This window comes from Lysinibacillus sp. NPDC056220, assembly GCF_049315265.1.
Lineage (GTDB): Bacteria > Bacillota > Bacilli > Bacillales_A > Planococcaceae > Lysinibacillus > Lysinibacillus pinottii.
In genome coordinates this window covers 430,425-451,911 of record NZ_JBMOXD010000001.1, presented here as the reverse complement: position 1 = coordinate 451,911, position 21,487 = coordinate 430,425, and the positions used below count along the sequence as shown (strand labels likewise).

General features: G+C 38.1%; 24 protein-coding genes. All 24 read left to right on the top strand.

Annotation, left to right across the window (positions count from 1 at the left end; genetic code table 11):
• Positions 1-114: 114 nt before the first annotated feature.
• The 24 genes from fliF (at position 115) to ACOZBY_RS02110 (ending at position 21,477) form a co-directional block, all read left to right on the top strand.
• On the top strand, positions 115-1,710 hold the full coding sequence (gene fliF, locus ACOZBY_RS02225) for a flagellar basal-body MS-ring/collar protein FliF (protein WP_012293260.1): 1,596 nt from the start codon (positions 115-117) through the stop codon (positions 1,708-1,710).
• A 15-nt stretch (positions 1,711-1,725) separates the two neighbouring features.
• Positions 1,726-2,739 (top strand): flagellar motor switch protein FliG, encoded by a 1,014-nt coding sequence (gene fliG / locus ACOZBY_RS02220; protein ID WP_008180783.1) that lies wholly within the window; start codon positions 1,726-1,728, stop codon positions 2,737-2,739.
• Positions 2,732-3,523, top strand: a complete 792-nt coding sequence (gene fliH, locus ACOZBY_RS02215; RefSeq protein ID WP_036160963.1) for a flagellar assembly protein FliH — start codon at positions 2,732-2,734, stop codon at positions 3,521-3,523. Before fliG ends, fliH begins: the two co-directional genes overlap by 8 nt.
• Positions 3,524-3,528: 5 nt before the next feature.
• The gene (fliI, locus tag ACOZBY_RS02210; RefSeq protein ID WP_012293262.1) at positions 3,529-4,854 is read left to right on the top strand and encodes a flagellar protein export ATPase FliI; all 1,326 of its coding nucleotides are present in this window, start codon (positions 3,529-3,531) and stop codon (positions 4,852-4,854) included.
• Positions 4,855-5,304: a flagellar export protein FliJ gene (fliJ, locus tag ACOZBY_RS02205; RefSeq protein ID WP_012293263.1), complete on the top strand. Its 450-nt coding sequence runs from the start codon at positions 4,855-4,857 to the stop codon at positions 5,302-5,304.
• A gap of 4 nt (positions 5,305-5,308) precedes the next feature.
• Complete coding sequence (locus tag ACOZBY_RS02200) at positions 5,309-5,917, top strand: MotE family protein (RefSeq protein ID WP_012293264.1); 609 nt, start codon at positions 5,309-5,311, stop codon at positions 5,915-5,917.
• 24 nt (positions 5,918-5,941) lie between these two features.
• Positions 5,942-7,204, top strand: a complete 1,263-nt coding sequence (locus ACOZBY_RS02195) for a flagellar hook-length control protein FliK (protein WP_422761387.1) — start codon at positions 5,942-5,944, stop codon at positions 7,202-7,204.
• Between the two features lie 3 nt (positions 7,205-7,207).
• Positions 7,208-7,894: a flagellar hook assembly protein FlgD gene (gene flgD, locus ACOZBY_RS02190; protein ID WP_012293266.1), complete on the top strand. Its 687-nt coding sequence runs from the start codon at positions 7,208-7,210 to the stop codon at positions 7,892-7,894.
• A gap of 15 nt (positions 7,895-7,909) precedes the next feature.
• On the top strand, positions 7,910-8,278 hold the full coding sequence (locus ACOZBY_RS02185; protein ID WP_012293267.1) for a TIGR02530 family flagellar biosynthesis protein: 369 nt from the start codon (positions 7,910-7,912) through the stop codon (positions 8,276-8,278).
• An 86-nt stretch (positions 8,279-8,364) separates the two neighbouring features.
• Positions 8,365-9,333: a flagellar basal body rod protein FlgG gene (flgG, locus tag ACOZBY_RS02180; protein ID WP_012293268.1), complete on the top strand. Its 969-nt coding sequence runs from the start codon at positions 8,365-8,367 to the stop codon at positions 9,331-9,333.
• Positions 9,334-9,437: 104 nt separating this feature from the next.
• Entirely contained in the window at positions 9,438-9,659 is a 222-nt protein-coding gene (locus tag ACOZBY_RS02175) for a flagellar FlbD family protein (protein ID WP_012293269.1), read from the top strand.
• Positions 9,649-10,077, top strand: a complete 429-nt coding sequence (gene fliL / locus ACOZBY_RS02170; RefSeq protein ID WP_008180761.1) for a flagellar basal body-associated protein FliL — start codon at positions 9,649-9,651, stop codon at positions 10,075-10,077. The genes ACOZBY_RS02175 and fliL overlap by 11 nt, the downstream gene beginning before the upstream one ends.
• Positions 10,078-10,108: 31 nt before the next feature.
• Positions 10,109-11,104, top strand: a complete 996-nt coding sequence (gene fliM, locus ACOZBY_RS02165) for a flagellar motor switch protein FliM (RefSeq protein ID WP_012293271.1) — start codon at positions 10,109-10,111, stop codon at positions 11,102-11,104.
• Positions 11,097-12,320, top strand: coding sequence for a flagellar motor switch phosphatase FliY (fliY, locus tag ACOZBY_RS02160; RefSeq protein WP_012293272.1), 1,224 nt, complete (start codon positions 11,097-11,099; stop codon positions 12,318-12,320). The genes fliM and fliY overlap by 8 nt, the downstream gene beginning before the upstream one ends.
• A 21-nt stretch (positions 12,321-12,341) precedes the next feature.
• Positions 12,342-12,704, top strand: a complete 363-nt coding sequence (locus tag ACOZBY_RS02155; protein ID WP_008180756.1) for a response regulator — start codon at positions 12,342-12,344, stop codon at positions 12,702-12,704.
• 4 nt (positions 12,705-12,708) lie between these two features.
• A complete protein-coding gene (locus ACOZBY_RS02150; RefSeq protein ID WP_012293274.1) occupies positions 12,709-13,389 on the top strand; it encodes a flagellar biosynthetic protein FliO in 681 nt (226 codons plus the stop codon).
• Positions 13,386-14,051 carry a flagellar type III secretion system pore protein FliP gene (fliP, locus tag ACOZBY_RS02145; protein WP_012293275.1) on the top strand — a complete coding sequence of 222 codons (666 nt, stop codon included), beginning with the start codon at positions 13,386-13,388 and terminating at the stop codon, positions 14,049-14,051. The genes ACOZBY_RS02150 and fliP overlap by 4 nt, the downstream gene beginning before the upstream one ends.
• A 13-nt stretch (positions 14,052-14,064) precedes the next feature.
• Positions 14,065-14,334: a flagellar biosynthesis protein FliQ gene (gene fliQ / locus ACOZBY_RS02140; protein WP_012293276.1), complete on the top strand. Its 270-nt coding sequence runs from the start codon at positions 14,065-14,067 to the stop codon at positions 14,332-14,334.
• A 4-nt stretch (positions 14,335-14,338) separates the two neighbouring features.
• Positions 14,339-15,112, top strand: a complete 774-nt coding sequence (gene fliR, locus ACOZBY_RS02135) for a flagellar biosynthetic protein FliR (RefSeq protein ID WP_012293277.1) — start codon at positions 14,339-14,341, stop codon at positions 15,110-15,112.
• Position 15,113: 1 nt separating this feature from the next.
• A complete protein-coding gene (flhB, locus tag ACOZBY_RS02130) occupies positions 15,114-16,202 on the top strand; it encodes a flagellar biosynthesis protein FlhB (RefSeq protein ID WP_012293278.1) in 1,089 nt (362 codons plus the stop codon).
• A 24-nt stretch (positions 16,203-16,226) separates the two neighbouring features.
• Entirely contained in the window at positions 16,227-18,257 is a 2,031-nt protein-coding gene (gene flhA / locus ACOZBY_RS02125; protein WP_012293279.1) for a flagellar biosynthesis protein FlhA, read from the top strand.
• Entirely contained in the window at positions 18,257-19,453 is a 1,197-nt protein-coding gene (flhF, locus tag ACOZBY_RS02120) for a flagellar biosynthesis protein FlhF (protein ID WP_012293280.1), read from the top strand. The genes flhA and flhF overlap by 1 nt, the downstream gene beginning before the upstream one ends.
• Complete coding sequence (locus tag ACOZBY_RS02115; protein ID WP_012293281.1) at positions 19,450-20,325, top strand: MinD/ParA family protein; 876 nt, start codon at positions 19,450-19,452, stop codon at positions 20,323-20,325. Before flhF ends, ACOZBY_RS02115 begins: the two co-directional genes overlap by 4 nt.
• Positions 20,326-21,477, top strand: coding sequence for a protein-glutamate methylesterase/protein-glutamine glutaminase (locus ACOZBY_RS02110; protein ID WP_031418992.1), 1,152 nt, complete (start codon positions 20,326-20,328; stop codon positions 21,475-21,477). It abuts the gene before it with no gap.
• The last annotated feature ends 10 nt before the right edge of the window (positions 21,478-21,487 follow it).

Here is a 21,487-nt window from a genome sequence, read left to right as displayed (position 1 = left end):
GTTATTGAGGGGGAGACCCCTCTCAATATAGATTAATGACTACCTAAATGGTGGGCTCATAAATTTCGCAATTTATTGATGGCTAGGTTATTCACTATAACCGGAGGATTCATAATGAATGAACGATTGACGAAAATAAAAAACGACACCAGTCAATTTTGGAAAAGTCGAAGTAAAAAGCAAAAAATAGTTATGATTGGCTCCTTGGTAGGCGTCATTGCCCTTGCGGCAATTGTAACGTTTTTCGCTTCAAAAACTACATATGTTCCACTTTACAAAGATTTATCAACAAGAGAAATTGGACAAGTAAAAGAAGCACTGGATTCACAAGGTGTAACATATCAAATTGCGCCAGGCGGAACATCTATTTTAGTGCCTGAGGAGCAAGTTGACTCTTTATTAGTGCAATTAGCATCAGAAGGATATCCACAAACGGGTACGATTGATTACTCATTTGCAAACAGTTCAGGGTTTGGTATGACAGATAATGAATTTAATCTATTAAAAAAAGCTGCTACTGAAACTGAAATCGCTAAGCTTTTTAGAAACCTTGAAGGTGTTAAAGATGCAAAGGTTATGATTACTGTTCCTGAAGAAGGAGTCTTCGTAACAGATGTGAAAGAGGATGCAACTGCATCTATCGTATTAAATACAGATCCAGGATATAAATTTACAGAGCAGCAAATTACAACTATGTATAATTTGGTGTCAAAAAGTATTCCGAATTTAAAAACTGAAAACATCGTAATCTCAAACCAATTCTCTGAGTACTTTGACTTAAATGCAGCCACAACAGATGGAGCATCAACAACAACTGCTGAAGGTCAATTGCAAATGAAAAAGTTGGTTGAACGTGATTTACAACGTCAAGTACAAAATATGCTTGGTACGTTGATGGGACAAGATAAAGTAATGGTTTCTGTCACTACGGATATTGACTTCAAGAAAGAAAATCGTGAAGAAAATCTTGTGACACCTGTTGATGAAGAAAACATGGAAGGTATCGCCATTAGTGCTCAAAGAATTACTGAGCAATATTCTGGAACAGGGGCGGGAGCAGCTACTGGAACACCTGAAGCTGAAACAACTACTGATAACTTTACTACTTATAATGAAGGTACATCGGGTAACGGTGATTATGAACGTACAGAAGAGACGATTAATAATGATGTGAACCGTATACGTAAAGATATCCAAGAAGCTCCTTATAAGGTGCAAGATATTGGGATTCAAGTAATTGTTGAACCACCAACAGCAACAGATGCAGCGTCATTACCAGATGGCGTCCGTGAAGATATTGAGAAAATTTTAAGTACGATTGTACGTACAACCATTTCAAAAGACGTGGCAGCTGAGCTTACTCAAGAGCAAATTGATGAGAAAGTAGCGGTATCTGTTCAGCCTCTATATGGTAAGGCCACACAAGTTGCTGATGAGAAACCAATAATTCCTTGGTGGGTTTGGGTTATTGGCGGTATCCTGTTAGCTGTTATTTTATTGTTAGCATTCTTCATTATCCGCTCTCGTAAACGTGCGCAGGAAGAAGAAGAGCTAAGTATCCTAGAAGAACAAGAAGATTTAATGATTGACGATATTAATGAAGAAATTGAAACGGAAGCTACAATGCGTCGTAAGCAGCTAGAAAAAATGGCAAAAGATAAGCCAGACGATTTTGCGAAGTTACTGCGTAGTTGGATTGCTGAAGACTAACTAGGAGGTTCGGCTGTGTCCAAGAAAGATAAGGAATTAACAGGAAAACAAAAGGCCGCTCTCTTGTTAATTTCATTAGGGCCTGAAGTTTCAGCTTCAGTCTATAAACATTTAACAGAGGAAGAAATTGAACGTTTAACATTAGAAATTTCAAGTGTTAAAAAAGTAGAATCAAACGTTAAGGAAGAGATTATAGAAGAATTCCACAATATTGCCCTAGCTCAAGACTATATCACGCAAGGTGGTATTGGTTATGCGAAAACAGTATTAGAAAAAGCACTTGGTGTTGAACAAGCTCAGACCATTATTAATCGTCTGACATCATCGTTACAAGTGAGACCGTTTGATTTTGCACGGAGAGCTGATCCAGCACAAATATTTAACTTTATTCAAAATGAACATCCACAAACGATTGCCCTGATTCTTTCATATTTAGAAGCGGGGCAAGCGGGAGTGATTTTATCTTCGTTACCACAGGAAGTACAGGCTGACATTGCAAAACGTATCGCTGTAATGGAATCGACTTCACCAGAGGTCATTAGTGAAATAGAATCGGTGTTAGAGCGTAAATTATCATCTACAGTTACTCAGGACTACACTGAAACCGGTGGTATTGATGCAGTTGTTGAAGTTCTTAATGGTGTTGATCGACAAACTGAGAAAACAATCCTTGATGCGCTTGAAATCCAAGATCCAGAGCTTGCAGAAGAAATCAAAAAACGCATGTTTGTATTCGAAGATATCGTTACGCTCGACAATCGTTCCATTCAACGTGTTATTCGTGATTGTGAAAACGAAGACTTACTCCTTTCAATGAAAGTATCAAGCGAAGAGGTAAAAGATATTATTTTCCGCAATATGTCTCAACGTATGGCTGAAACATTTAAAGAAGAAATGGAAATTATGGGACCTGTACGTTTACGTGACGTAGAGGAGGCACAATCTCGAATTGTTGCTGTTATTCGTCGCCTAGAAGATGCTGGTGAGATTATTATTGCACGTGGTGGAGGAGATGACGTCATTGTCTAGAATCATCCGTTCAATTTACACTCAATCCGATAGCGATAATGTAAAAGAGATACAAATCCGGGATATGTTTGAAGTGCTTGATTTAGAAGACGGTGAAGATGGTTCATCCCAACATCAATTATCAATAGAAGAAATAATGGCTGAGCGAGATCGTTTACTTGCAGAAGCAAGAGCTTCCTTACAAGTCGAACGCGAAGCGTTTGAGCAAGAAAAGCAAATGCATTTTCAAGAGATTGAGCATTTGAAGCTAAGTTGGGAAGAAGAAAGACCGAATCGAGTTCAAGAAGCCTATGACGAAGGATTTGGCCAAGGCTATGAAGACGGTGTGAACAAATCTACTGAAGCAATGGCCGAGTCCCTTCAAACTGCGAATGAAGTGATTAATCAGGCAAAAGAAAATGCTAGAAAATATATTGATGATCAAGAAGCAGTGATTTTAGAGCTTGGCTTAACGACAGCTGAACGAATAATTGGCGCGTCATTAGAACGTGATCCAGATCTGTTTGTGTCAATTGTCCGTAGAGGGCTAAAAGAAGCAAGAGAAATGAAAGAAATTAAAATTTATGTGTCACCAGCCTATCACGCTTTAATTACTGCTAATCGCGATGAATTAGCTGAAATGTTCCCGGTCGATGTACCATTTATGATTTTTGTTAATGAAGATTTGAACAATGAAACGGATTGCTATATCGAAACAAATCATGGTCGTATAGTAGTGAGCGTCGATGAGCAATTGAACGAACTAAGATTAAAGCTTCATGAAATATTAGAAAGTAAGGAATGATCTAGATGAAGACGGCTCAATTAATCGAACATATTCCTCATATGCCAACATTTAAAAAATTTGGTAGAGTCACTAGAGTTGTCGGCTTGATGATTGAGTCGCAAGGTCCAGATAGTTCCATAGGTGATGTTTGTAAAATTCATGTGGAAACTGTAAACAATGGTCACCAAATCATTTTAGCTGAAGTTGTGGGCTTTAAAGATGAAATTGTTGTTTTAATGCCTTTCACTTCTTTAAGAGAAATATCTATTGGTTGTCTTGTTGAAGGGACGGGGGCTCCACTAGAAGTAAAAGTGGGCCCAGAGCTAATAGGGAAAGTGTTAGATTCTATGGGTAATCCTATTGATGGCACCTTGCTACCAAAAGGGCTAATGACGGTTCCGACAGAGCAAGATCCACCAAATCCACTGACACGTCCACCTATTAACGAAAGACTTGAAGTGGGCGTAAAGGCTATTGATGGTATGCTGACAGTTGGTAATGGGCAACGTGTCGGGATTTTCGCTGGTTCAGGGGTCGGAAAAAGTACACTTCTTGGAATGATTGCGAGGAATACACAAGCAGATTTGAATGTAATTGCTCTGATCGGAGAACGTGGACGTGAGGTCCGTGAATTTATTGAACGTGATTTAGGCCCCGAAGGTCTAAGTCGGTCCATAGTTGTGGCTGCTACTTCTGACCAACCGGCATTGATGAGGATAAAAGGGGCGTTTACTGCAACAGCAATCGCCGAGTATTTTAGAAATCGTGGTTTAAATGTCATGTTGATGATGGACTCTGTAACACGTGTTGCCATGGCTCAACGTGAAATTGGCCTTGCCACAGGAGAGCCGCCGGCACAGAAGGGATATACCCCATCTGTATTTGCGATATTACCTAAATTACTAGAACGTACAGGTACTAATGAAAAGGGTTCTATCACTGCATTTTATACGGTCTTAGTAGATGGTGATGATATGAATGAACCAATCGCTGATACGGTGCGAGGGATATTAGATGGTCATATTGTGCTTGATCGAAATCTAGCAAATAAAGGGCAATACCCTGCTATAAACGTCTTAAAAAGTGTTAGTCGTTTGATGAATCATGTGGCAGCGCCAGAGCATAAAAAAGCTGCTGAACGATTAAGAGAACTCTATTATACATACGACAAATCTGAGGATTTGATCAATATTGGCGCTTATAAACGTGGGACGTCTAGAGAAATTGATGAAGCTATTCATTATGAACCGCTTATAACTACCTATCTCAAACAGGGTTATTTGGACAAAGTGACTTTGGAAGAAAGTGTGAATGAGCTACTATCCTTATCGAACGGTGGTGTAAACTAGATGGTCAGTTATGTATATCGTTTTGAAAAAGTACTAACAATTCGTGAGCAAGAAAAAAACGAAACTGAAATGGCCTATAAAGAATCTGTCCGTTCTTTTGAGGAAGTAGCTACTAAGTTATATGACTTGCTTAAAAAGAAGGAAGATTTAATTGCCTTCCAGCAGGATCGCTTAACTGTTGGTTCATCTATTGATGAAATTCATCACTATGCACGTTTTATTGATAGTCTTGAAAAGACAATTGCAGATGTACAGCAGAAAGTGATACAAGCTCGTGCAAAGATGAATTGGCACGAAGATAAATTATTAGAAAAAAACTTGGAAGTACGTAAATTTGAAAAAATGAAAGAAAAGGATTTTAAGCTTTTCCAACAAGAGCAGGATCGTATAGAAAGCCTTTTTTTAGATGAAATTTCATTGCTAACGTATAACAAGAGAGAAATCAGGTGATTTCATGGTGAAAAAAGACAATCGATTGACAGCAGAATTAGTAGAACAGCCACCTAAGAAAAAAGCTGGAGGCTTTCTAAAGTTTTTTACTTGGATCGTACTGCCACTTATGTTTGTAGTAGCTGTTTTACTTGTTGTGGCTACGTTAATGAATACAAATGTTTTTGACTTAGGAAAAAAGGCAATTGGCAATTTACCTTTTGTTCCTTCAGAAGAACAGCAAGCAAAAGATGCTGTCGTAAACAATGATTCGAAAATAGTTAATTTACAGGCAGAGATTCAAGAAAAAGAAGCAGAAATTACACAACTACAAAAAAAGTTGGATACAACGACATCTGAAAAAGAGAAGCTCACGATTGAAAAAGAGCAACTTCAATTTGAAATTGAAAAATTAAATCGACAACAAGATGATGTGAAGCGGGATTTCAATGATATATTATCGACGTTCGATAAAATGTCTCCTAAATCTGCAGCACCGGTATTAATTAATATGAGCGATGCAGAAGCACTGCGCATTTTAACCAATTTAAAACCTGATAAACTAGCAGCAATTTTAGAGAAAATGGACGCTAAGGATGCAGCGAAATATACGGAGCTCATGGCTAAACAGTAGAAATCACGAAAGGAGGTGAAAAGAGTGGATATAGCAATGTTGAAAATGATAACACAATCAGCCCCTACTAAAAATGCGGCAACAAAACCGTCAACAGTTAGTAGCTCTGATGGAAAGATTAATGGAACATCGAAACAGGATAATTTATCAAAATTCGGCTCTGTTTTTGGACAAGTACTATCTTCCTCAACCCAACCAAATCAATCTTCACAAGCTACTTCAAACAATGAACTGGCTGATTTACAGCAGGTTTTAAACGCTGATTCATTGGAAGAGGTACTAGATTTATTAGGAGTCTCACACGATGATGGATTATTAATACTTCAGCTTGGAGAAGAAGGTAAAGCAGTGTCTATGGACGAAATGCTTGAATTAAACAATATACTAAACGCATTAGGTATTGATGATGAGCAGCTCCAAAAAATAGTTCAGCAGCTATTAGGTGAAGAAAAAGAAGCTAGTGACGTTTGGGAGCTATTATCATTAGTAGATGCTCAGGCGCCAATTCTACAATCGCTGATAGGTACTGCACTACAAGGTGAAGGTCAAGTAACACCAAAAGAGGCAACGCAAATTCTTCAAGTGTTAAAGCTAGTACAATTAGTAGGACAAAAGTCGGACTTAACAGCTCCGCAAGAAAATTTGTTAACAACCGTTAAAAGTCTTTTAACGACGTTACAAACGCAAGTCGAAACGATACAAGTAACAACAACAACCAAATCAACAGGCACATTTTCATTACAAGGCTTCCAGCAAGTCCAAATGACCAAGCAAAGTGAGACAAATTCTCATGAAATGGTGACACCGCAAACGGTACAAACCAAACCAGATACGTTCCAGGTAACTTTACCTACTGCTAAGCCTGCACAGTCAGAGGCTTTATTAAAAGAAATGCAAGCCATTATCAATAGAGCCCAAATTTCCAATGCACAAGGGATCACACGATTAACAATCAAATTGTATCCAGAAAATTTAGGTACAATTCGTATAGAGCTTGTGCAAAATGATGGTGTATTGACAGCTCGTCTACTAGCTTCTACAGCCCATGGACGTGAAATGCTTGATAGTCAAGCACATCAGCTAAAACAGGCATTTGTTCAGCAGAACATTCAAGTGGATCGTCTGGATATTGCACAATCATTACAGGATGCAGATCGCCAGCAACGTGATCAAAACTTCTTTAATAATTTCTTTAGACAACAACAGGACGAAGAACAGCAGCAAAAAACTGAGGATGATGAAGAAGAGAAATCCTTTAGTGACTATTTATTAAACGAGGAGGTGTAATGGATGGCGGATTCAACGTCTAAAGTAAAGAATGCATCCATAACGGACGATCTTTACTATTCGAATTATAAAAAACCAACCAAACAAACAGGGAATAGTGAACTTGGCAAAGATGCCTTTCTTCAACTGTTAATTACCCAATTACAGCATCAGGATCCAACAAATCCAATGAATGACCGAGAATTCATTTCACAAATGGCGCAGTTTTCTTCTTTAGAACAAATGCAGAACATGACAAAGGCAGTAGAATCTTTATTAGCATCACAGCAACAAACACAAATGATGAATTATGCTACCTTTGTTGGTAAAGAAGTCAAATGGCATGAGATTTCAGATAAAACAGATGAAAAAGGAGAGCCAATCGTAAATGAAGGCTCAGGTGTAATTGAATCCTTGAAATTTGTAGATGGCAGTGTTGTCTTCAAATTAGCAGATGGGAAAGAAATAACGCCTGGTAATATTTCTGGAATCCTTGGCTCTGGAACAAGTCCAGATGGGAATAATCCTGTGCCAGAATCTCCACTTGTTCAGGCTAGTAAATTGATAGGTAAAAAAGTGACATATCAAGATGGTGAGCAGGAATTACAAGGGAGAATCGTTTCTGTTTCCAATAAAGATGGCGTCATTTACTACCTATTAGATAATGATAAAAAACTAACTGATAAAGATTTTACAGTTATAAGCGAATAAAGGTGGGGAAAAGTGATGGATAAATTTTCAATTCATCGTGTACCCTTGCATCCATCTGTTCGTGCAAATCAACCTACACCCATTCATTCACAGCAATCCTTTAAAGCCCATTTACAGGAAGCTTCAAAGCAAGAGCTGAAGGTGAGCAAACATGCGCATGAACGTATCACGGAGCGTAAAATTGACATCTCTGAACAAGAATGGCAGGTTGTCTCGGATAAGGTATTTGAAGCTCACTCAAAAGGTGTTAAACAGCCATTAGTCTTGATGGATCAAGCAGCTTTAATTGTCAGTGCTAAAAACGCTACTGTCATTACAGCAATGGATCGCACGGAAGCAAAGCAACAGTTATTTACAAATATTGATGGCACGATCGTGCTTTAAAGGCTGGACCTTCTTATGAAAGGAAGCCTTCGTGATGCTGATTGATAGAAGCACACAAATAAAAATTGAAGGGAGAACGAAAACTTATGTTACGTTCTATGTATTCAGGTATTTCAGGTCTTAAAAACTTCCAAACAAAGCTGGATGTTATTGGTAATAACATTGCGAATGTTAATACTGTTGGCTTTAAAAAAGGGCGTGTACTTTTTAAAGATTTAATGTCTCAAACACAAGCCGGTGCATCTGCCGCAACAGCAACACGAGGTGGTGTGAACCCACAACAAGTTGGTTTAGGTTCACAATTAGCAGCTATTGACACAATACATGGTGGCGGCTCTTTACAAGGTACTGGGCGTGGGCTGGACTTAGGGATTGAAGGAGATGGCTTCTTCATGGTTGCTGATGCAAATGGAGCTCCAGACCCAGATAGTGGATTCATTGGTGAAGAAGGATTCAACAATACCCTATTTACTCGTAATGGTGTTTTCTATATGGATAGCAATGGCTATTTAGTTAATGCTGACGGTAAATATTTAGTAGGTGTTTCTGCTGGGGAAGACATTGTTATGGAAGCTGATGACGATGGTATTAATCCAGATGATGCACCAATTGCTTCAGGAGATGAAGGTGCCAACTTATTTGATGATGATGGTGTCCTAGACCCTGAAGATGGAGAGGTAGGACCAATCCGTATTCCAACGACTGCTAAAGAGATTAGCATCGGAGCTAATGGTACGATCGAATATGTGGATCTAAATGGTAATCGCAAATGGGCTGGGCAGCTGATTATGGCTAAATTCCCTAACGCTGGTGGTCTTGCTAAGGTTGGTGGAAACTATTATCAACAAACGGCAAACTCTGGTGCTGCATATGCACAAGTAGCCACTGTTGCAGGGATGGGTAAAGTAGTACCTGGAACAGTTGAGATGTCCAATGTAGACTTATCGGAAGAATTTACAGAGATGATTGTAGCTCAACGTGGTTTCCAAGCGAATACTCGTATTATTACAACATCAGATGAAGTGTTACAAGAGCTTGTAAACTTAAAACGTTAATGATTGATTAGAAGTCCTTTAATTCATAATGGACGTTTTAATAAACATATTTTCATATGAGGGAGGGTCGGGCCGGCTCTCATGCTAGACCCGGCCCTAATTCAATGATTGAACTAACACGTCTTAATGGCAAAGCATTTACATTAAATGCTTTATACATAGAAACAGTCGAATCATTTCCAGATACGACCATTACTTTAACAACTGGAACAAAATTTATTGTTTTAGAGAGTGAAGATGAGGTGCGACAAAAGGTAACTGCCTTTTATAACAATATACAAATACTATCCAACCCGCATCTACGAGGTGAAAAAGATGAAGAATAATAAAATGTTAACAATGATTATTATTTTGCTAGTAGCAGTCATACTGATCGGGGTTATCTTGTTTGTATTGCTTACACAATTTAATAAACCGACAGGAGCTATTGAACCAACCATTGATGAAATTGTTGAGGCAACCGTGGAGATTCCAGAAATCACGACGAATCTTGCAGATAAAAGAGTAGTGCGCTTGTCATTAAAAGTTCAAACGACAAGCAAAGATGCTGCTGCAGAATTAACAAAGCGTGTTTTCCAAGTGCAAAACATTGCCATTCAAGAGCTTTCTGAAATGGAGCAAAAAGATTTAGAAGGTAAGCAAGGAAAGCAAATTTTCCAAAAATCATTAAAAACTAGAGTAAATGAATTGATGCAAGAGGGAGAAGTCCAGGAAGTATATTTTACCTCCTTCATCACTCAATAAAACAGAAACTGCTTGAAATGGAGGTGGGCAAATGGCAGGAGATGTGTTATCTCAATCCGAGATAGATGCGCTGCTTTCCGCTATATCAACTGGGGAAATGTCAGCAGATGACATAAAAAAGGAGGATGAGGGACGTAAGGTTAAAGTTTATGACTTTAAACGTGCGCTCCGCTTCTCAAAAGATCAAATCCGAAGTTTGACCCGAATACACGAAAATTTTGCACGACTATTGACAACCTTCTTCTCTGCACAGCTTAGAAGCTATGTGCAAATTACGGTTGCTTCAGTAGACCAAATACCATTTGAAGAGTTCGTCCGTTCGATTCCGAATATGACACTCATAAATGTATTTGAAGTGCCACCATTAGATGGTAATATATTGATGGAAATAAATCCGAACATTGCCTATTCCATGCTTGATCGTATAATGGGCGGTAGTGGGGCGAGTCATAGTAATGTGGATAATCTAACTGAAATTGAAACAAAAATTATGACAAACCTTTTTGAACGCTCATTCGACAATTTACGCGAGGCTTGGGAAAATGTTGCGGAAATAGATCCGATTTTAGTGGAGCTTGAAGTGAATCCACAATTTTTACAAATGATCTCACCAAATGAAACAGTAGTTGTCATTTCGTTAAATACGATTATTGGTGAAACAAGCGGTATGATAAATATTTGTATTCCGCATGTTGTATTGGAGCCGATTGTTCCAAATCTTTCTGTTCGCTATTGGATGCAAACAAATACGAAAGAAATGTCTCCAGAGCAAACAAAAATGCTTGAAACACGCGTAAAACAAGCAAAATTACCTCTTTCAGTTGAATTAGGGCTAACGGATATCACGATAGAGGATTTCCTTACAATGCAAATTGGTGATGTTATACAGTTAGAGCAAAAAATTAATGACCCACTTCTATTGAAGGTAGGGACATTACCAAAATTCACTGTTCAACCAGGTAAGCAAGGCAAAAAATTAGCAATCCAGATTATCGACCCTTTGAAAGGAGGAGACGAAGATGAGTGATGAAATGCTCTCCCAAGAAGAAATTGAAGCGTTATTAAGGGGCGAGACGTTGGAAGATAAAAACAGCGGCACTGAAGCTTCTTCAATTGATGAAACAAATGATTTACGAGTAGAGGATTACCTTGATTCGTTTGCACAAGATGCATTAGGTGAGGTAGGCAATATTTCTTTCGGTAGTTCTGCCACAGCACTATCGGCGTTATTAGGACAAAAAGTAGATATTACTACCCCAAGTATATCAATGATTAATCGAAATAAATTAGAAGAGGAGTTTCCACATCCTTATGTAGCTGTACAAGTGGAATATACGATTGGCTTAACAGGTATGAATTTACTTGTTATTAAACAATCTGATGCAGCTATTATTGCAGACCTAATGTTAGGTGGCGATGGATTAAATCCGAAACCTGACTTAGGAGAAATTCAGTTAAGTGCTGTTCAAGAGGCAATGAATCAAATGATGGGCTCTGCGGCTACATCTATGTCAACAGTATTCAACAAAAAAGTAGATATTTCGCCACCAACAATTGACTTAATGAATATTTCTCAAAATGAAGGTCGAGAAAATATCCCTGAAGATGATTTGCTAGTTAAAGTATCCTTTAGATTAAAAATTGGTAATTTAATTGATTCGAATTTAATGCAATTATTACCGCTAAAATTTAGTCAAAACATCGTAAAATCTCTATTAGGAGAAACTGAGTCTATTGAAGAACCTGTGGCTGCAACGATAGCACCTGAGGCACCGCCAATTACAGCACCACCTGTTCAAACACAAGCGCCTGTTATGCCACCGCCTGCACAGCCTGTTTATCAGCAGCCGGAAGCAACTATGCAACAACCTGTTTATCAGGAGCCACAGCAGTTTGCTCAACCAGCGAGAGCTGCACAGCCAGTGAATGTTCAACAAGCACAATTTGCTAGCTTCGATTCAAATGTAATCTCTCAATCTGAAGCTAGAAATTTAAATATGCTACTTGATATTCCATTGCAAGTTACTGTAGAGTTAGGACGTACGAAACGTTCTGTTAAAGAGATTTTAGAACTATCCAGTGGTTCGATTATTGAGTTAGATAAATTAGCAGGGGAGCCTGTTGATATTTTAGTGAATAGTCGTTTAATCGCTAAAGGTGAAGTCGTTGTTATTGATGAAAACTTTGGTGTACGTATTACAGATGTTTTAAGTCAAGCAGAGCGTTTAAATAATTTAAGATAGTTTCAATTGGAGGAGTTAACCATGTCTAAAAGAATTTTGATTGTAGACGACGCTGCATTTATGCGTATGATGATCAAGGATATTTTGTCGAAAAATGGATTTGAGGTTGTTGGAGAGGCGGCAGATGGATTACAAGCTGTTGAAAAGTACAACGAATTGAAGCCAGATTTAGTAACAATGGATATCACAATGCCAGAAATGGATGGTATTGCGGCTCTTAAAGCAATTAAGGGATCAGATCCAAGTGCAACTGTAATCATGTGTTCTGCAATGGGACAACAAGCAATGGTAATCGATGCAATTCAAGCTGGTGCGAAAGACTTTATTGTTAAGCCTTTCCAAGCAGACCGAGTAATTGAAGCGATCCAAAAAGCGCTAGGATGATTGCATGAAAATGTTAAAATCATTTCGTTTAACGATGATTTTTGCATTTCTTGTATCCTTCCTGTTTTTGTACCCGACACCAACTTCTGTTTATGCAGACTCTGATACGAATAGTGTGACAGATTGCATTAAAGACCCAGAAGCTTGTTATGGAGATACGACTGATCCAGCTGCTAAACAAGAACCAAGTGTATCAGCAGCTGGAGATATATCTGCATGGGAATACATAAAAATGGTTTTAGCGCTTATTTTTGTTGTAGCTTTGTTTTATGGTTTAATGAAGTTTTTAAATAAACGTAATTTAAACTTTCAACGTAATCAAATGATACAAAATTTAGGCGGTTTATCGTTAGGTGCGCAAAAATCAGTACAGCTTTTACAAGTAGGTAAAACCATGTATTTAGTGGGGGTCGGTGAAGACGTTCAGCTATTACGTGAAATTACTGATCCTGAAGAAATAGAAGCACTGTTAGCACTATATAACGAAAGGCAAGAACTTGCAGCAACATCACCTTATATTGCAGAAGTATTTTCTAAGTTTAAGAAAAAAGATAGAGAGAATTTGCAAAATGAACAAAAGCAAGAGACATTTGGCAAGCTCTTTGAAAAAAAGATATCCGAAATTAAACAGGAGCGCAGTGAAGAGATTGAGAGATGGAAGCAAAAGGAGAAGGATGATAAATGAATGATTTAATCAATATTTTTTCCAATAGCGATCCAACCAACGTCTCAACATCTGTTAAGCTCTTATTACTACTAACTGTTTTATCACTGGCACCAAGTATTTTAATTTTAATGACATCCTTTGCTCGTATTGTCATCGTTTTATCCTTTGTGCGTACGGCACTGGCTACACAACAAATGCCACCTAATCAGGTGATTGTTGGTTTAGCCTTATTTTTAACGTTCTTCATTATGGCGCCAACCTTTCAAGAGGTCAATAAAGAGGCTTTGCAACCACTATTTTCTGAAGAAATTGGTTTAGAGGAAGCTTATGATCGGGCAAGCTTGCCATTTAAAGAATTTATGAGTAAGCATACTAGACAAAAGGATCTAGACTTGTTTTTATCGTACAATCAAGCAGAAAAACCAGCATCAGTGGAAGAAATCCCACTGACAATGCTTGTGCCAGCATTTGCTTTAAGTGAAATTAAAACAGCATTTCAAATAGGTTTTATGATTTTTATTCCATTCCTAGTGATCGATATGATTGTTGCGAGTACATTAATGTCGATGGGGATGATGATGTTACCGCCAGTAATGATTTCATTGCCGTTCAAAATCTTATTGTTTGTTCTGGTCGATGGCTGGTATCTCGTCATGAAATCGCTACTACAAAGTTTTTAGGGGATGATACAGTATGACAGGTGAATTGGTTATTTCCGTTGCAGAACGTGCCATTATGATTATCCTTCTAACAAGCGGTCCATTACTATTAGTAGCTTTAATCACTGGTTTGGCTGTAAGTATTTTTCAAGCTACGACTTCGATTCAAGAGCAAACATTAGCTTTTGTACCGAAAATTGTCGCCGTCTTAGTGGCCATCGTGTTCTTTGGCCCATGGATGCTATCTCAAGTTACTAGCTATGCGAGAGACATTTTTGAGAATTTAACACGTTATATAGGGTGAGTCCATGAATGAATTAATTCCGCATTTAACGGTTTTCTTATTGGTGCTTGTGCGTGTTTCAGCATTTTTTGTTACGGTTCCTTTTTTTTCCTATAGAACCATACCACCACAAGTCAAAATTACTCTCGCATTGGTTTTAGCTTGGATGATGTATTACACAATTGATGTTGAGCCATTTGCATTCAATGATGATTACATATTATTAGTGATGAAAGAAGCACTTGTTGGCCTGTTACTCGGTCTAGTAGGTTATATTATTATGTCTGCCATTCAAATTGCAGGGAGCTTTATTGATTTTCAAATGGGTTTTGCCATTGCCAATATTATTGATCCGCAAACAGGTGCTCAAAGTCCATTAATAGGACAGTTCTTTAATATGCTAGCATTCCTTTTATTATTAGCCATTAATGGCCATCATATGATTCTTGATGGAATTTACTATAGTTATCAATTTTTACCTATGGATCAATTCCCTAGTTTTACAAATGATAGCTTTCCGCAATTTATCATCACAACATTTACAGCCGTTTTTGCCATTGCATTTCAGATGGCTGCACCTGTTGTGGCTACCCTATTTTTAGTCGATTTAGCTTTAGGAATAACTGCGAAAACAGTACCACAATTAAATATATTTGTTGTTGGTTTTCCTATTAAAATAGGAGTTAGTTTTTTAGTGTTATTTACAATGATGGCTGTAATGATTCAAGTTATTCAAAAGTTAATCACTATTATGATTTACGGCATGCGTGATTTAATGGCCATTTTAGGTGGTGGATAACATGAAACTACTACTCAATTTAGATATCCAGTTTTTTTCAGGAGAAAAAACTGAAAAGGCGACGCCAAAGAAACGCCAAGATGCTCGAAAAAAGGGACAAGTTGTTAAGAGTCAAGATGTAACAAGTGCCATCGTCATGCTGATGGTCTTTATCTTCTTATTTTTCTTTGCAGGTTCTTTACGGGATGAGCTATTAGCGTTTTTTAGACAAACCTTTATCCATAACATACGCATCGAAACACTGACTATTGACAGTGTGATGCACTTATTTATAGACACATTAATTCAAATGGCTTTCATTATTGTACCGATTATGGCAATAGCTGTTGTTGGAGCACTTGCAGGTAACTTTTTGCAATTTGGCTTTTTATTTACTTTGGAGCCAATGAAATTTGATCTGAAAAAGATGGACCCTATAAAAGGGTTGAAAAGAATATTTTCGGTAAAGGCAATCGTAGAGTTGCTGAAATCTGTATTAAAGATTGGCTTTATCGGTAGTGTAACGACAATTATTATCTGGACAAACCTGCCAGAGGTTTTAGCTTTATCCTTTAAAAGTCCATGGATAACGCTCATTACAGTCGGAAAACTTGTCGGCATTATGGGCATAGCGGCATCATTAGTTTTACTTTGTGTATCCATTTTGGATTGGCTGTATCAAAAATTTGATTATGAAAAAAATCTTAAAATGTCTAAGCAAGATATTAAAGATGAATATAAAAATAGTGAGGGTGACCCGCTGATTAAATCGAAAATCAAACAACGTCAGCGCGAAATGGCGATGCGTCGGATGATGTCAGAGATTCCAAGTGCAGATGTGGTTATTACTAACCCTACTCACTATGCGATTGCCCTCAAATATGACGAGGAAAGCATGGATGCACCTCGGGTAATTGCAAAGGGTACAGACTTTATCGCTCAAAAAATAAAGCTGATTGCCAAAGAGCATGACGTCATTATGGTGGAAAATCGGCCTTTAGCTCGCGCCATGTATGATCAAGTTGAAATTGGTGATCCCGTACCAGAAGAATTTTTCAAGGCAGTAGCAGAAATACTCGCTTATGTTTACCGTATTAAACGTAAAATTTAAAGCTTTTTAGTAGGAGGGACACAAATGAAAGTTCGCGATATTGGGGTTTTAGGTGCGGTTATTTTAATCGTTGCGATGCTCATCATCCCTCTTCCTCCGTGGATGTTAAGTTTCTTAATTGTCATTAATATTACATTAGGATTAATTGTACTGCTAACAGCAATGAGTATGAAGGAAGCATTAGACTTCTCTATTTTTCCTTCGGTTATTTTACTTTTAACCTTATTCCGATTAGGACTGAGTGTTTCCACAACCCGTGCGATCTTAGCAAATGGGGACGCGGGATCTGTCGTAGAAACATTTGGTGATTTCGTAGTCGGGGGAAATATTCTCGTAGGTTTAGTTGTCTTTTTAATTCTAGTATTAATTCAGTTTATTGTGATTACAAAGGGTGCAGAGCGGGTAGCTGAAGTAGCAGCTCGTTTCACACTCGATGCAATGCCAGGTAAACAAATGAGTATTGATGCTGACTTAAATGCAGGAATAATTTCCGAAAAGGAAGCACGCGAACGACGTGAAAAAGTAGCGGGCGAAGCGGACTTCTACGGAGCGATGGATGGTGCCACAAAATTCGTAAAAGGGGATGCCATTGCCTCGATGGTCATGGTTATTATCAACTTATTATTCGGAATCATCATCGGAGTTGTCCAAATGGGACTCCCATTTGCAGAAGCTGCAACTCATTTTTCTAAGCTAACCGTTGGGGACGGTATTGTTTCCCAAATTCCTGCCTTGCTTATTTCAACAGCAACAGGGATTGTGGTAACTCGCGCCTCTTCTAAAGGAAGTCTTGGTCAGGATATAACAGGACAATTATTTGCTCAAGCAAAGTTACTCTATGTAGCTGGAGGTACCATAGTATTACTAGGATTATTTACACCAATTCCTAACTGGGTAACGCTCCCAATAGGTCTATCCCTCATTGCTGGAGCTTATATGATGGAACGTAAGAAACCAGAGGATGAAGAGGAATTACTTGAAATTGAAGAAGAAGTGGCAACAGACGGCATGAAGAGCCCTGAAAATGTTGTGAATTTATTAAATGTGGACCCAATCGAATTTGAATTTGGTTATGGATTAATTCCATTAGTAGATGCTGCTCAAGGCGGGGATTTATTAGATCGTGTCATTATGATCCGTCGTCAGTTAGCACTAGAATTAGGGATTGTCATCCCGGTTGTTCGTATTCGAGATAATATTCAGCTTCAACCAAATGAATATCGAATAAAAATTAAAGGAAACGAAATGGCACGAGGTGAGCTTTTACTGGATCATTATTTAGCTATGAGCCCAGGTGATGATGATTCTATTGAAGGTATTGATACAGTAGAGCCATCATTTGGATTGCCAGCTAAGTGGATTACAGAGCAAGTGAAGGAAGATGCTGAAATTTATGGCTACACGGTTGTGGACCCACCAAGTGTGGTATCCACGCATTTAACCGAAATAATTCGTGCGAATGCTCACGAATTATTAGGTCGTCAAGAGACGAAGCAGTTAATAGATCACTTACGAGAAACTCATCCTATTTTAGTAGAAGAGCTAACACCGACACCTTTATCGACTGGAGAAATCCAAAAAGTACTTGGTAAACTACTGCGAGAAAATGTTTCTGTTCGGAACTTACCAATTATTTTTGAAACTCTAGCAGACTATGCAAAGGTAACTAGTGATACAGATATCTTAACCGAGTATGTTCGTCAATCATTGGCCCGTCAAATTACATCTCAGTATGTGGGAGATAGTTCAGCATTAAAAGTTATTACAGTTTCAGGTAAAGTAGAAAAAATGATTGCTGATAGTATTCAGCAAACAGATCACGGAAATTATTTAGCAATGGATCCTCAAGATTCCCAAACGGTCCTAGAGACAATTGCAGCAGAAATAGAGCGTGTGTCCTTTATGGAACAATCGGCTATTATTTTATGTTCTCCCGCAGTGCGTATGTATTTACGACAGCTAACGGAGCGTTATTTCCCGCAAATTCCAGTTCTTTCTTATAATGAGTTGGATGCTTCTATTGAAATTCAAAGTGTTGGGGTGGTGAATGTTTAATGAAAATGAAAAAATATTATGCATCTTCCATACCAGAGGCTATGAAGCAAGTACGTGCAGAACTTGGTGAGGACGCTGTCATTTTGAATTCTAAAGTTGTCATCACGAAGAAATTTTTCGGTATGATTAAACAAAAAAGTTTCGAAGTAGTTGCAGGAGTGGATGGGATGGAGCCAAGTCAAGTGGCTCCAGCACCAACGCCTGTAGCACTACCTATCGCAACTAAGGAAAATGTGAGACTACAAGATATTACAAATGCGATTCAAGCAAAAATTCATCAAGATCAACCATCGCCAAATGTAGTTAAAAACGAGGACACTGGCATTTCAGAAGAATTGAGGAAGGAAATTGCAGATTTAAAATCTTTAATGCAATCGATGCATAAAAAGACTACCCAAGCTCAATATCCCGATGAACTCTTACCCTTCATTGAATACTTAAGACAGCAAGAGCTAAATGAAGAGCTCATCACAACGATAGGTGATGAGCTTTTTATGCATTTCAAAGAAGCGTCAGAAATAAATTTCTCACAATGTAAAATGGTAACGAAAAATCTACTACGTAAGAGATTAGAAGATCTGCCTATTGGAGGATTGTCCTATGAAAGAAAATATATCAACGTATTAGGTCCTACAGGCGTGGGTAAAACAACGACAATCGCCAAAATGGCAGCTAGAGCAGTTTTAGAAAAGAAGAAGAAAATTGGATTTATTACGACAGATACGTATCGAATCGCAGCAATAGAACAGCTAAAAACCTATGCTGGCCTTTTACAGGCACCCGTTGAAATTGCTTACAATGCAACAGATTTCGAACAAGCTATTCAAAGGTTATCACATTTAGACTTAGTGTTTATTGATACAGCTGGTCGAAATTATAAAGAGATCAAGTATGTGGATGATCTTCAACGTCTTATAAAATTTGATGATCAAGCAGAATCCTTTTTAGTACTGGCGATGACCACGAAAGAAAAGGATATGGCGAACATTATCGACCAATTTAATCAGCTGCCAATTGAAAAATTTATATTCACAAAAATTGATGAAACAAATTCTATTGGCACAATGCTCAATTTAATGATTAAATATAATAAAGGACTTGCTTACTATACGAATGGTCAAGAAGTACCAGAAGATATTGAAGAAGCTGATTTAGAAGCAGTACTTAATTTGTTTTTTCAAGGTGAAGAGAAATGAGAGACCAAGCTGAAACATTACGCTTGAAAATGATGAAGCAGCAAGGCGATTTAGGTCGAGCAATTGCAGTTGTCAGTGGCAAAGGTGGGGTTGGTAAAAGTAACTTCACGATGAATTTTGCCTTGTCTTTGGCCCAAAAGGGGAAAAAAGTTGTCATTGTAGATATGGATATTGGGATGGGAAATATCAATATTTTAATTGGGAAAAGTGCTTCCAATAGTTTGAAAGATTTCTTAGAAGGAAATAAGCTACTAGAAGAGGTAATATTTGAAGGACCCCATGGTTTAAGATATATATCAGGTGGGTCGGGCATGACAAATATTTTTAATTGGTCCGAAATGATGTTTGAGCAGCTTATTCAAGCATTTGAACAACTTCAGAAAAACTATGATTATATTTTATTTGATATGGGGGCAGGTGCCACAAATTGGTCGCTAGATTTACTCACATCAATAGACGAAATTATTGTAATTTCAACGGCAGAGCCGACCGCAATTACGGACGCTTATTCTATGATGAAATATATTCATATGCGAGATGCTGATAAGCAGTTTTTTGTCCTCTGTAACCGTGCATTTAGTAAAGAAGAAGGCATCGAAACAAACGAACGTTTAAAATTAGCCATGAAACGTTTTTTAGACAAAGAAGTCACGATTCTCGGTTCATTACCCGAAGATTCGATTGTGCGGAAGGCTGTGCGTGAGCAAGTCCCATTTTCACTTGCTTATCCAGACGCACTGATTTCTAAGACATTACAACTCATAGTGATTCGTTTTATGGAGCACCGTGTGGAGGAAATACATGCACATGATCAGACAGCAAAGAAATTTTTAACGAAACTAAGAAGTATTTTTTCGAAAGGGCGTGATTAATTGGACTTTTTACATAAAAGCAAGCTATTAGTTGTGGATGATTCTGCTTTTATGAGAAAGCTAATTAGTGACTTTTTTGTTGGCAACTCGAAGGTGGAAGTAGTTGGAACTGCACGAAATGGAAAAGATGCAATCAAAAAGATACAATCATTGAAGCCATCAGTTGTGACAATGGATATTGAGATGCCTGAAATGAATGGGCTAGATGCATTAAAAGAAATAATGATACAATGTCCAGTTCCTGTAATCATGCTCTCTAGCACCACTCAGCGTGGAACAGAAAATGCTATAGCAGCTATTGAAAGTGGTGCTGTAGATTTTGTCGCAAAGCCAAGCGGAACAATATCTCTTGATTTACATAAAATCCAAAGTGAGCTTGTTCACAAAGTAGAACAAGCAGCAATGGTGCCAATTTCCAAATTGAAAAAACCTTCTGGTAGTAAACGACAACAAGATTCAGTAACAAAAGTGAGTACCGTAAACAAAGATTTACAACAACATCAAATACCTATTCCTGTGAATGCTACTGCTTCTAAAGTAGCTATAACTAAGTCGCATACTGAATGGAATAAAGCGGGGAAAAAGATTGTGCTAATCGGTACATCTACAGGAGGACCTCGTGCGCTACAGGAGGTCATTACAAAAATTCCTAAGTCTATTCAAGCTCCTATCCTCATCGTCCAGCATATGCCTGCTGGATTTACAAAATCTCTCGCTACGCGTCTAGATCAGCTAAGTGAAGTAGTTGTTAAGGAGGCGGAGCAAGGAGATATTTTACAAAATGGAGTGGCTTATATTGCCCCAGGTGGCTATCACCTAAAGCTTAGGAAAGTAGGGACAACCTTTGGTATTGTTCTTGATAATCAAGAAGCGCCAAGATCAGGTCATAGACCATCAGTAGATGTGATGTTTGAAGATGTTAGTCAATATAAGGATTTTGATAAAGTAGCAGTGATTATGACCGGTATGGGGCATGATGGTTCGAATGGACTGAAAGCATTAAAAAAAACCGGTAATGTTATTGCCATTGCTGAGTCAGCAGAAACTTGCATTGTATATGGTATGCCAAAAGCAGCGGTAGAAACGCAACTAGTTGATGAAGTAGCCGATGTAGATGATATAGCACTAACAATAATGAAATATTTGCCTTAAAAGGGGTGTC

Coding starts and splice junctions, on each gene's coding strand:
- ACOZBY_RS02200 (WP_012293264.1), top strand. CDS start 5,309: ATGGTGAAAAAAGACAATCGATTGACAGCAGAATTAGTAGAACAGCCA.
- fliY (WP_012293272.1), top strand. CDS start 11,097: ATGAGTGATGAAATGCTCTCCCAAGAAGAAATTGAAGCGTTATTAAGG.
- flgG (WP_012293268.1), top strand. CDS start 8,365: ATGTTACGTTCTATGTATTCAGGTATTTCAGGTCTTAAAAACTTCCAA.
- fliJ (WP_012293263.1), top strand. CDS start 4,855: ATGGTCAGTTATGTATATCGTTTTGAAAAAGTACTAACAATTCGTGAG.
- flhA (WP_012293279.1), top strand. CDS start 16,227: ATGAAAGTTCGCGATATTGGGGTTTTAGGTGCGGTTATTTTAATCGTT.
- flhF (WP_012293280.1), top strand. CDS start 18,257: ATGAAAATGAAAAAATATTATGCATCTTCCATACCAGAGGCTATGAAG.
- fliF (WP_012293260.1), top strand. CDS start 115: ATGAATGAACGATTGACGAAAATAAAAAACGACACCAGTCAATTTTGG.
- fliQ (WP_012293276.1), top strand. CDS start 14,065: ATGACAGGTGAATTGGTTATTTCCGTTGCAGAACGTGCCATTATGATT.
- flhB (WP_012293278.1), top strand. CDS start 15,114: ATGAAACTACTACTCAATTTAGATATCCAGTTTTTTTCAGGAGAAAAA.
- ACOZBY_RS02155 (WP_008180756.1), top strand. CDS start 12,342: ATGTCTAAAAGAATTTTGATTGTAGACGACGCTGCATTTATGCGTATG.
- ACOZBY_RS02115 (WP_012293281.1), top strand. CDS start 19,450: ATGAGAGACCAAGCTGAAACATTACGCTTGAAAATGATGAAGCAGCAA.
- fliI (WP_012293262.1), top strand. CDS start 3,529: ATGAAGACGGCTCAATTAATCGAACATATTCCTCATATGCCAACATTT.
- flgD (WP_012293266.1), top strand. CDS start 7,208: ATGGCGGATTCAACGTCTAAAGTAAAGAATGCATCCATAACGGACGAT.
- fliR (WP_012293277.1), top strand. CDS start 14,339: ATGAATGAATTAATTCCGCATTTAACGGTTTTCTTATTGGTGCTTGTG.
- fliP (WP_012293275.1), top strand. CDS start 13,386: ATGAATGATTTAATCAATATTTTTTCCAATAGCGATCCAACCAACGTC.
- ACOZBY_RS02185 (WP_012293267.1), top strand. CDS start 7,910: ATGGATAAATTTTCAATTCATCGTGTACCCTTGCATCCATCTGTTCGT.
- ACOZBY_RS02175 (WP_012293269.1), top strand. CDS start 9,438: ATGATTGAACTAACACGTCTTAATGGCAAAGCATTTACATTAAATGCT.
- fliM (WP_012293271.1), top strand. CDS start 10,109: ATGGCAGGAGATGTGTTATCTCAATCCGAGATAGATGCGCTGCTTTCC.
- fliL (WP_008180761.1), top strand. CDS start 9,649: ATGAAGAATAATAAAATGTTAACAATGATTATTATTTTGCTAGTAGCA.
- ACOZBY_RS02150 (WP_012293274.1), top strand. CDS start 12,709: ATGAAAATGTTAAAATCATTTCGTTTAACGATGATTTTTGCATTTCTT.